Source organism: Limnoraphis robusta BA-68 BA1 (assembly GCF_034932365.1).
In the GTDB taxonomy this organism is placed as follows: Bacteria; Cyanobacteriota; Cyanobacteriia; order Cyanobacteriales; family Microcoleaceae; genus Capilliphycus; species Capilliphycus robustus.
Genome location: NZ_JAYGHR010000045.1, coordinates 1 through 10840 on the forward strand (window position 1 = coordinate 1; position 10840 = coordinate 10840).

Sequence of the window (10840 nt, forward strand, 5' to 3'; positions counted from 1 at the left end):
CCTCCAAACTATAGCAATGAATCTGTTTCGACTGTTAGGATTTGTCTCTATTACTGAAGGTCAAAGATGGCTTAATAACAGGTGGTCTAGGCTTTGGATTTTGCTAGAATGAAACAGCCCTGCCTTTCTAAGGGGGGAACCAAAAGGGGGGATGGGGAAGTCGAGATTTGCACTTCTATCAACTCCAACAAATTAAACGGGTTAGGGTGATTAGAAGACACGATGGGTATTATGCTCAATTTTTAATCGATCATACCAGAGAGGAAAACAAAGAACTCAGTAACAAACAAACAGGTTTGGATGTCGGTTTAAACCATTTCTACACCGATTCCACCGGGATACAGATAGACAACCCCCGCTTTTTAAGAAAAGACGAGCGACGAATTAAAAAGCTGCAACGTCGGTTATCAAGAACAAAAAAGGGAAGTCAAAACCGTAAAAAAGCAAGGAATCGGTTAGGTAGAGCGCATCTCAAGGTTTCACGCAGGCGTAACGATTGGGTTTGTAAACAGGCCCAACACGTCATACAGTCTAACGATTTGGTAGCGATAGAAAATCTACGGATACGCAATCTAGTTAAAAATCATCATTTAGCCAAGTCAATTAATGATGTTGCTTGGTACAGATTTAGAGAATGGCTGGAGTATTTTGGGAGGATTTATGGGGTTCCGGTGATTGCCGTTGAACCTGCATACACGTCTCAAAACTGCTCAAATTGCGGTGAAAAGGTTGTCAAAACTCTCAGTACGAGAACTCATAAATGTCCTCACTGCGGATACACATCCAACCGAGACGAAAATGCCGCCAAAAACATTCTAAAATCTGCACTTAAACAACTATCAAATCAAGAAACGGATAAGAAATAGATTAACGGATTAACTTGACTGTAAAACGCATAAATCTTGGCTTCTCACACGTAGCTTAATCCGTTTTTCCGCTTAATATCTGTTTTGAAAATACCGTCGGGCAGACGGAAATTAACGCCTCCCGAGAGACTGATCTCTGCTTGAGTGGGGAAACCCAACCCTTGTAAGTCAACTCAACGAAAGAGGAAACCCAAACAGTGATGTTTGGAATCTCCGTCGTTTACGGCGGAGAGGATGTCAAACTACGTTCACATCGTCTACCCTGAGATTTTTGGTCAGTGGGTCGTCCTGAAAAATTTTAGTTGACGCAGGGTTAACAAGAGTCGCTAGGATAAAAAAGAGTATGGTTTGATCCGTTCATTCGACAGGAGAACACTTAATGGATTTAGTCGCCCTGCAAAATGGGTTAGATAACCTTTCGTTTGCAATCTTGTTCGCCAGTATGCTAGTTTACTGGAGTGGTGCTGCGTTTCCTGGGATTCCCTACCTGCAAACTTTGGGAACTGCTGCGATGACCATCGCTAACCTGTGTATCGCTGCGTTACTCGCCGCTAGATGGATAGAAGCAGGTTATTTCCCCATCAGTAACCTCTACGAGTCGCTATTTTTCCTCACTTGGGGTATTACAACCATACACTTGGTAGCTGAAAATATGAGCCGATCTCGGCTTGTCGGTGTCGTTACAGCACCTGTGGCGATGGGAATTAGTGCTTTTGCGGCTTTAACGCTACCGTCTCAAATGCAACTGTCTGAACCTTTGGTTCCCGCCCTTAAGTCTAACTGGCTGATGATGCACGTTAGCGTGATGATGCTCAGTTATGCCACTTTAATGGTAGGTTCATTACTCGCGATCGCCTTTTTGGTGATTACACGGGGACAAGAGATTGAACTGAGTGGAAGTTCCTTAGGAACTCGTATTTCCCGAAACCACCACTATAAACTCAATCATTCCACCGAGTTAACCGCCACTGCTTCTGAAACGGTTGTTAATGCTGGATCTGAACTCTCAGCCAATACCAACGGCAAAGGAACAACAGCCCTGTTAGAGTTAGTCAGTTCTACTAATAGCAACTCGGCTGCTTTATTATCACCCCAACGCTTGAGTTTAGCGGAAACGATTGATAATATTAGTTATCGAATTATTGGACTGGGATTTCCATTACTCACCATTGGGATTATCGCTGGGGCGGTTTGGGCAAATGAAGCTTGGGGATCTTATTGGAGTTGGGACCCGAAAGAAACTTGGGCGTTAATTACTTGGTTGGTTTTTGCCGCTTATTTACACGCTCGAATTACCAAAGGATGGCAAGGACGCAAACCCGCTATTTTAGCTGCAACCGGATTTTTTGTCGTTTGGATTTGCTATTTAGGTGTTAATCTTTTAGGTAAGGGTTTACATTCCTACGGTTGGTTCTTTTAGGTTCAAATTTTTACACCGGAAAACGGCATTCATTCAAACGCTAATTCCGTTTTCCTTTTCAATAAACGATTACAGGAAACAGTAATGAATCACCCAATTCATATTATAGATAATGATGATGTTCTGCACACCGGGGCGAGTGCATTAATGTTTCAATGCACGTTCAAAGTTAGTGAATTTCTGGCAATGATGCAAGCCAAATTAGAAGAAGAATATATCTTCGGTGATGGCCTTGAATGTGACCTATTGAGTCCGGGACAAACCTGGAGAAAAGGAAAAATTAAGGTGCGTCTGGAGTTTACCTCCCTAGAGAGTGAAACCCCTGAAGTCCCGATTTCTGTCCCCCAATTTCCGAGTATACCGACTCCGATCCAAACTGCGAACCCCGAAGAACTCCCGCCACCCTTGAGACGACAAATTCATCCAGTGGGGATGTGGAGTTAAAACAGTTTACAATTAGGGGCCTTGAGGAACGGGGGAACGCCTCTTTACTCACAACCCCCATTCCCCTGATTGACTGCTGCCTTCAAACTCGTTTTTCCTGGAAATTTCGCGATTTTTTTTTCGGCAGACCCTCTTGACTTTTGGTGCGGCTACGGGTATGATTATTTTATAATGGGATATTAACGAAAAAAATATTTTTTTCAATACTCGATTATAATAAATACTATTGATACTATATCAGAAGCCGTCCTCCCTTGTCAACCCTCAAAGCGAGGGAGATGGAAAGTAAGATAGGCTAAACTCAAATCCCCAATCCCCTCTTTGGAAAAACTGTTCACTGTTTACTTTTTACGGTTTACGGTTTACTGTTCACTGTTGATTGTTCACTGAACACTAAACTAACATGGCCAGCCTAACACCTAATCCCAGTTATAGCGTTACGATTCGCATCGAACTTCCCAACAAAGCGGGAATGTTGGCAATTGTCACCCAAGCTATAGCATCAGAGGGGGGAAACTTAGGACAAATTGACTTAATTGAGTATACTCGCAACACCACGATTCGCGAAATCACTGTTAATGCCTATAGCAGTGAACACGCTGAGAACATTGTTCAGGCGGTGAAAGCGTTACCTGAATTTAAAGTCGTTTCCGTTTATGATCGCACGTTCAATCTTCACCGCAAAGGAAAAATCCGCATAGAAAGCAAATTTCCCCTCAAATCTCAAGATGATTTAGCAATGGCTTATACGCCGGGAGTCGGTCGAATTTGTCGGGCAATTGCCGATGATCCACAAGAACTCTATAACCTAACCATTAAACAAAATACTGTTGCCATTGTTACCGATGGCAGTGCAGTTTTAGGGTTAGGAAATCTAGGGCCAGGTGGTGCGTTACCCGTGATGGAAGGGAAAGCCATGCTGTTTAAAGAATTTGGCGGAATTGATGCGTTTCCCATTTGTCTCGATACCCAAGACACAAACGCCATTATCGAAACCGTGAAATATTTAGCCCCAGTTTTTGGCGGGGTTAACCTAGAAGATATCGCCGCTCCTCGGTGTTTTGAAATCGAAGCCAGACTGCGAGAAATCCTCGATATTCCCGTTTTTCACGACGACCAACATGGAACCGCCATTGTTAGTTTAGCAGCTTTATTCAACGCCCTGAAACTGGTGAAAAAATCCATTGAAGACGTCAAAGTTGTAATTAATGGGGCGGGTGCTGCGGGTATTGCGATCGCTCGTTTGTTGCAAGAAGCCGGAGTTCGTCATATCATCATGTGCGACTCCAAAGGCATTCTCTCCAAAGATCGCAGCGATCTCAACCCCCAAAAACAAGCATTGGCTGTAGAAATGTCCGGTTCTCTCGCAGATGCGATGAAAGAGACTGATGTATTCATGGGAGTGAGCGCTCCCGGTGTTGTGACTCCAGAAATGGTGCGTTCAATGGCAAAAGACCCGATTGTGTTTGCAATGGCCAACCCTATCCCCGAAATTCAACCCGAGTTGATCGTCGATGATGTGGCAATTATGGCAACAGGACGCAGTGACTATCCCAACCAAATTAACAACGTTCTGGCGTTTCCAGGCATCTTTCGCGGCGCTCTCGACTGTCGGGCTTCCACGCTAACCACCAAGATGTATCTAGAAGCCGCAGTGGCGATCGCAGCTTTAGTTAATCCTTCCGACTTGGATCGCGAACACATTGTCCCTTCTGTATTTGATCCACGAGTCGCCCAAGCCGTAGCGGCGGCGGTTTCTCATACTGCTCGTCAGGAAGGAGTCGCTCGCAACTAAACAGTCCGTAAACTCAAATTCGGGGCGGGAAAATTACAAACCAACAAGGTGTATTCTCCACCCGCCTCTATCGCCTCCGGTGCTGCCCAAGATCCCTTGCGGCTCTAAATTTTTAACCCCTTTCGGCTATCTCTACATCCGCCAAAGGGAACCAGTTGGCTAATTGTCTACTCTAATAGTAAAGATTGCTTGCCTAAACACGAGCGATCGCAGGGGGCATTGATGAGACAAACGCTCTTCTAGTAAAGGTTTCAGGGTGATAAGAAACCTCTCATGGTATCAAGCTGACAGGCCTGAATTCCAGCCAAATACAGTTACCTCAGAGAGTGGAACATTGCAGTGCCTATGCTATTTGGTCTGCACCTACTATTCAAAGTGTAGAGAGTTGATTCAGGACATCCACAAGAAATCAATTCTCTCGCCGCCCTTCACTCTTTGCATATGCAAATGGTGCATTACCCTGAGGTTAGAAAAATGTTTGCTAATACCCAATCCACAGGCTCCGCTACCAACTCCTATCAAACCACTGACGTTCAAGCTGGAAAAACCTTCGCAGTCGATCAAGAACTGGATGCTCAAACCGTTGCTGATATTCTCTTAGAGGAATTATCGGAAGCGTTGCAAATGAGACCTGCTACGGGTCGGGATGTGATGATGCGAATTGCTCTGGAAGTTGAACGCATTTGTGAAAAAAGCAAGCGCATTCAAACGTCTGGAGAAGTCCGCACTTGGCAGCTTAATTTAGCGCGTCATCGCTTGCAAAAGTGCTTGCAATACTACAAACTCGGTTCTCGCCAAGGTCGGGTTGAACTGCATTCTACCCTGGCTGCGATGGTTTACCGTCACATTGCTGCATTTGCGGCTCAACTGAATTTCCAAGCGCGTTATAACTTGATTGAAGACTTCCTGCAAGGATTTTACATTGAATCATTGCGTGCCTTCCGGCGGGAACACAACATGGCAGAAGACTACACGCCTCACAGCAAGTTAGAACTGTCGGAATACATGGCATTTACTGAACAGTACGCCAAGCGTCAAATTGGTTTACCGGGTCGCAACCGCCAACGTCTGATCGTTCTCCGCGCTCAAGGCTTTGCTAAAGGTCAACCCCCAGAAACCGCAATTGATATTGAACTGGCGGTTGAAGGCGCAAAAACTGAAGAAGCCGAAGCACAAAGCCGTTCTTCTGCGATGCAACAAGTTCGCGAACAAATGGTTTCTGAAGCGGTTGATCCGGCGGACGCTGTGTTACGTCAACGGGTGATTACCGAGTTGGTTCAATATCTCGAATCTCAAGATCAGGCTGACTGTGTAAATTATCTGATGCTAAAATTACAAGATATGCAAGCCAGTGATATTGATAAAGTTCTCGGTTTAACGGCTCGTCAGCGTGATTATCTCCAACAACGGTTTAAGTATCATGTTGAAAAGTTTGCCCGTTCAACCAATTGGAAATTAGTCCATGAATGGTTAGGTGCAGATCTCGATCAAAAACTGGGGATGACAACTGAGCAATGGGAAGATTTTCAAACCAAGCTCTCGGCTAACCAACAGCAACTGTTGCAACTCAAGCGGGAGCAAAAAAGTGAAAAAGAGATTGCTAAAGTTCTCAAATGTACACCGAAGCAAGTTCAGAAACGTTGGGCGAAACTTTTAGATTTAGCATTTGCTTATCGTAACGGTGTTCAAGCATAGGATCGGGTAGATAGGGCATGGTGAACCGCGATGACATTAGGAATAGGACTCAAACCCACCTAACTATCCGATCGCCCCTGAGATGTCTACCATGTTCACCCCGATCCCCCGAGAATAGACAAGGTTAACCATAAACTTCTAATGATAAACAATCAATTCTGAATTGATAAGTAAAATTGCTCGGTTTTGCTGATAAGAATTTCTAATCTTGTATTTTAAAGTTTTAGTGTTAACTGCGAACTATTCTCGGGCAAATTAGATACAGTACACTGAAGTAACAGTTTATTAAGTATCGCTATCTCAATCATTATGCTTGTCAACCTGGCTCCAACTTCTGCTTCATCAGATCGGATCTCTGATCCGACAGGGAGCGCAGATGAACACCTTTCGTCTGATGCAATCGCTCAAAACCCAACTGTACTTCAGCAGGTTTTCCGAACAATTGACGTTAATAGCTGTCCGTCTTCCTATAACTTTCATATGCACACGGTCAACTCCGATGGACAGCTTAGACCCCATCAACTGATGGAACAGGCGATCGCCATTGGTTTAAAGGGACTGGCGATTACAGACCATCATACAACGCAAGGGTATCACCAAGCCCAACGTTGGTTAGACACCTGGAAATCTTGTCATCCTGAAAATAGTTCCACCGCTCCGACACTCTGGACAGGCGTAGAAATTAGTGCAGGTTTACTGAATGTGGAGGTGCATATTCTCGCCTATGCGTTCGATCCTCAAGCCATCTGTTTACAGCCCTATCTTCAGGGTCATACCGTGAAAGGTTCCAACTACCGAGCCGAAAATGTGATTGCAGCGATTCACAAAGCGGGGGGTTTAGCAGTTTTGGCGCATCCGGCGCGTTATCGTTCTCCGGCTAAGGCGTTAATTTCGGAAGCGGCTCGTTTGGGGGTTGATGGGGTAGAGGTTTATTACAGCTACCGCAATACCAATCCTTGGAAACCCACACCTGAGATTACCGAAGACATCAAACAGTTAGCAAATCGGTATGGACTTCTGCACACCTGCGGTACCGATACTCATGGGTGTAACTTGTTGTTACGCCTTTAGGAGTGGCATCGAGTCAATGTTGAGAAACGCTCAAATTCATCGATTATTCTTAATGGGTGGTCAGTAGCTGTTTAAACTGACCACTAACTGTTTAATCAAAAGATAGAGCATTAACCGAATATAAAACCGTTATTCAGGAGGTATATATCGGGGAGGCATTTACTGCTTCAGGTTCCACTTCCCAAAATCATCATCATCAAAAATGCAATCAAAAGCAGCAGCAAAAGAAAGCTTTTGATCAGAGATTCATTCTGATTGAGAGAAGGTTTGGAGGTTTTCATAATGATTTTTATGCTATTTTATAGTTTTAACCTAACAAATCTCATCATCAAACGGGTAGAAGCAAGAACAAATCTTAAATCTCTGTAAGTTTTCTTAAAATGAGGAATCAGTTGATCAACCTAACAATGATTAATTGACCGGGATTTATATTAGATTTAACAGTAATTTGGTAAAATTAGGGTAGGGAACAGTGAAGACAGTTTACAGTGACCAGTGACCAGTGACCAGTGAAGACAGTTTACAGTTTACTGTTACCAGTGACCAGTGAAGACAGTTTACAGTTTACTGTTACCAGTGACCAGTGAAGACAGTTTACAGTTAGCAGGAGGCAGGCAAAAGCGCTTGCCGGGGGACGGGCGCGGTAGGGCGCGAGACTTTGTTTGTAAGAGAGTGACCAGTGCCTATTGCCTGTTGCCTGTTCCCTGTTCTCTCTTAACTATTGAGTTAAACCATGTTCTAGAGCATAACGAACTAATTCTGTTCGGCTATTTGTTCCGGTTTTCGTAAACAAACGACTGACATATTTCTCAACATTACGAACACTGGTTTCTAAGCGACGGGCGATTTCTTTATTCATTAATCCTTGAGCGACTAAATCTAACACACTCTGTTCACGAGGCGTTAAATCAATTTTAATCGGTGCGGGCGTTTGCGTGATGCCACTTTTCCCTTTCAACATATTTTCAATCCGAGCTATTTGACCTGCTAAGGTGGCAATATCAGGATTTCCATCAGAATTGCTGGCTTGGACTACCGCTCGACGTTCTAATAAATTTTTGACAATAACAACTAATTCTTCGGGATCAAAAGGTTTAGAAAGATAAGCATCACAACCTGCTTGATACCCTTGAATCCGATCAGTGGTCATCCCTTTTGCCGTTAAAAAAACCACAGGTAAAGCTTTAAACTGAGGATCGTCGCGCATTTGTTTAAGGAACTGATAGCCATCAACTTCTGGCATCATAATATCTGTAATCACCAAGTCGGGTAAATTTTGCTGTAACAGTTCCCAACCTTGACGAGCATTACTCGCCACATCAACGACGAAATCGCTATCTTCAAGATAAGCTTGTACCGCTTCTCGCAGTCCCGGTTCATCATCAACCAATAACAGTCGTGCTGGTACTTCAGGGACTTCTACCCCATCGCTATTATTTCCTGGAGTCTGACTAGACATCAATTTTACCTTGATTTAACCCTCTACTTTATTTCACTTTAGCGAACTCCTTAGCGCAAATCGATCTCTCAAAAGAACGGTTTTCTTGACTCGATCCACACTTGACAAATTTTTCTCGATTCCACTCTACTAGATGTAAAAATCGAGAGGGTACTGAAGATGAGGTTGCCTACGAATTTTTCAAGGCTGGAATTCCCAAGTATAGTATTGTTTTGGGATTCTGTTTCAAAGAGTCGAAATTTATCGCCCGGATCGAGAAGTAGAAATTCAAGAAAATCCCAACACCTTATCGGGAGAAAATGTTTTACCGGGATTTGTATTAGATTTATAGCACTACGCATAACGGTTAGGACATTGGTAAATGCTGAAAATATTTTCTGCTGGCACTTTTGCCTCTTGCCTGTTGCCTTTTGCCTAGCGCGTAGCGCTATAACGGTAATTTGGTAAAGTAATAGTAAGAAATAGCTTTGACAGTCAACAGTTATCAGTGATGTGGGGCGGGTTTGAAAACTGCTTTTAGTTCTCAGCCAAAATCTGACTAAACCCATCCTGTTAAATGCGATCGCTTTAATCACAGATAATATATTAACTCTATCCTTCCCGTGCCATCCAAATCAGAAAAACCAAAATCTGCTCGACGGGTGGTCTCGTTATCGTTTTTACTGAAAAGGGTTAAGCTGTATTGTCTGAAAGTGCCTCTAATTAAAGCTGGCGGTCGGATTTGAACCCACAACCTTCCGATTACAAGTCAGTGACTCTTACAACCCTCAATCTCCTCTCAGTTAAAGCTTTCAGAGATTAAGACTCTCTGGACGTGAGTAGGATTCACTCCAAACTCACTCCAAAAGTGGCTATTTGATGACCTGAAACTCAAAGTTCAGGGACAGATAACTCGGTTCTGTGACCTGCATAATTTTTGTAAATTATCTCAGCACTATTACCTACCCACTTAGCAACATCTTTTGCATCTACTCCTTTCTCAAGGCAGAGGGTGATAAATGTGTGTCTGGTCTGGTAGGGCTTTCTATACTCAATCCCTAAGCTGTCAAGCACTTTGACCCACACTTTGCGAAAAGAATCTGTGCTGAATATCTTGCCTCGGGTTGAGGCTAATACCAAACCTTGAGTAGACTGACGGGTTGACTTAATTTCTCTCAGTAACTTCTGAACCTGATTGTTGCAGGGAAACACCCGCTTTTTCTGGGTTTTAAGCCCCTCAACTTTTTCCAGACCTTCAACACCCGCTACTATGGCATTTCTGAAAGTTATCTTACTTAGATCGTCTGAGATGTCTTCCCAAGTCAATGCGATCGCCTCACTCGGTCTACAGCCAACATAAAAACAGAAGGCAGCGTAATAGTAATACTGACGGTGTTGAAAACGGGTTTTGAAAGCTTCTATGATGGCGTCTCGCTCAAGACTGGTGAATGGATTAATATCAGTTTCCTCATCCTCTGATTTCTTGATCCGCTTTCTGGCTTTCCCTGCCATGCCTTCAAATGGTGAACGGTTCAGTTTGACTCGCTTAGATTCAACAGCCCACTTTAAACAGGCGTTGAGCTGAACCATTAAGCGCCTGCAAGTGTCACCCGAAAGGGTTTGACTTCCCCAGTCCAGCATCTTTTGAGCATAACCAGTGCTTTCTAAGTTGGGGTCAGTATTTGCAAAAGGTGATCGTTGAATGTGACCCAATATAACCAGATAAGTACCTCTCCATGTTCCCGGTCTGACACTTGAACGTCTGGTTTCTATGTACTGTTTGTAGAGTTGAGCTAGGGTTTCTTGACTGGGTTTCTGTTCAGGAATGACGGTTTTCTGATGGCGATAGCGTTCAAGAGTTTGGTCAAAGCGCTCATAGACAATATCTGTCTCTATTTGTTGGGCTTTTGCTTCTGCAAGCTTGCGGTTAACTGGAGTGTCTTTTAATCCTAAATACAAATATCTCCGTTCACCTCCACACACAAAACGGGGAAGTGATAGCCGTAGAATTCCATTATGACATGACACTCCAACCCGCCCTTTGCGGCGTTTGGATGGATTTTTCATTATTTGTTGTGTCTTATTTAGTTAACAGCGTTTGAGTTGATTTT

At 43.7% G+C, this 10840-nt stretch carries 7 protein-coding genes and 2 pseudogenes; 7 read left to right on the forward strand and 2 right to left on the reverse strand.

Going from position 1 to position 10840, the window contains the following annotated elements:
* Positions 1-152 precede the first annotated feature (152 nt).
* From VB836_RS12970 to VB836_RS12995, 6 genes and pseudogenes are all read left to right on the forward strand, one after another.
* Positions 153-866 (forward strand): annotated as a pseudogene (locus VB836_RS12970) (RNA-guided endonuclease InsQ/TnpB family protein); the annotation flags it as partial.
* 379 nt (positions 867-1245) lie between these two features.
* Positions 1246-2286, forward strand: coding sequence for a c-type cytochrome biogenesis protein CcsB (gene ccsB / locus VB836_RS12975; protein ID WP_323219700.1), 1041 nt, complete (start codon positions 1246-1248; stop codon positions 2284-2286).
* A gap of 84 nt (positions 2287-2370) precedes the next feature.
* Complete coding sequence (locus VB836_RS12980; protein ID WP_046282052.1) at positions 2371-2730, forward strand: KGK domain-containing protein; 360 nt, start codon at positions 2371-2373, stop codon at positions 2728-2730.
* 403 nt (positions 2731-3133) lie between these two features.
* Entirely contained in the window at positions 3134-4525 is a 1392-nt protein-coding gene (locus VB836_RS12985) for a malic enzyme-like NAD(P)-binding protein (RefSeq protein WP_323219701.1), read from the forward strand.
* A 474-nt stretch (positions 4526-4999) separates the two neighbouring features.
* Complete coding sequence (locus tag VB836_RS12990; protein ID WP_046277984.1) at positions 5000-6220, forward strand: HetZ-related protein; 1221 nt, start codon at positions 5000-5002, stop codon at positions 6218-6220.
* Between the two features lie 309 nt (positions 6221-6529).
* Positions 6530-7291, forward strand: coding sequence for a PHP domain-containing protein (locus VB836_RS12995; RefSeq protein ID WP_046277983.1), 762 nt, complete (start codon positions 6530-6532; stop codon positions 7289-7291).
* A 718-nt stretch (positions 7292-8009) separates the two neighbouring features.
* Here the strand turns inward: VB836_RS12995 and VB836_RS13000 are convergent.
* On the reverse strand, positions 8010-8750 hold the full coding sequence (locus tag VB836_RS13000) for a response regulator transcription factor (RefSeq protein ID WP_046277982.1): 741 nt from the start codon (positions 8748-8750) through the stop codon (positions 8010-8012).
* A 226-nt stretch (positions 8751-8976) separates the two neighbouring features.
* Between VB836_RS13000 and VB836_RS13005 the strand changes: the two are divergent.
* A pseudogene (locus VB836_RS13005) lies at positions 8977-9081 on the forward strand (Uma2 family endonuclease); the annotation flags it as partial.
* Between the two features lie 539 nt (positions 9082-9620).
* On the opposite strand, the gene VB836_RS13010 reads toward VB836_RS13005, so the two are convergent.
* The gene (locus VB836_RS13010; protein WP_323219702.1) at positions 9621-10796 is read right to left on the reverse strand and encodes a tyrosine-type recombinase/integrase; all 1176 of its coding nucleotides are present in this window, start codon (positions 10794-10796) and stop codon (positions 9621-9623) included.
* Between the last annotated feature and the right edge of the window lie 44 nt (positions 10797-10840).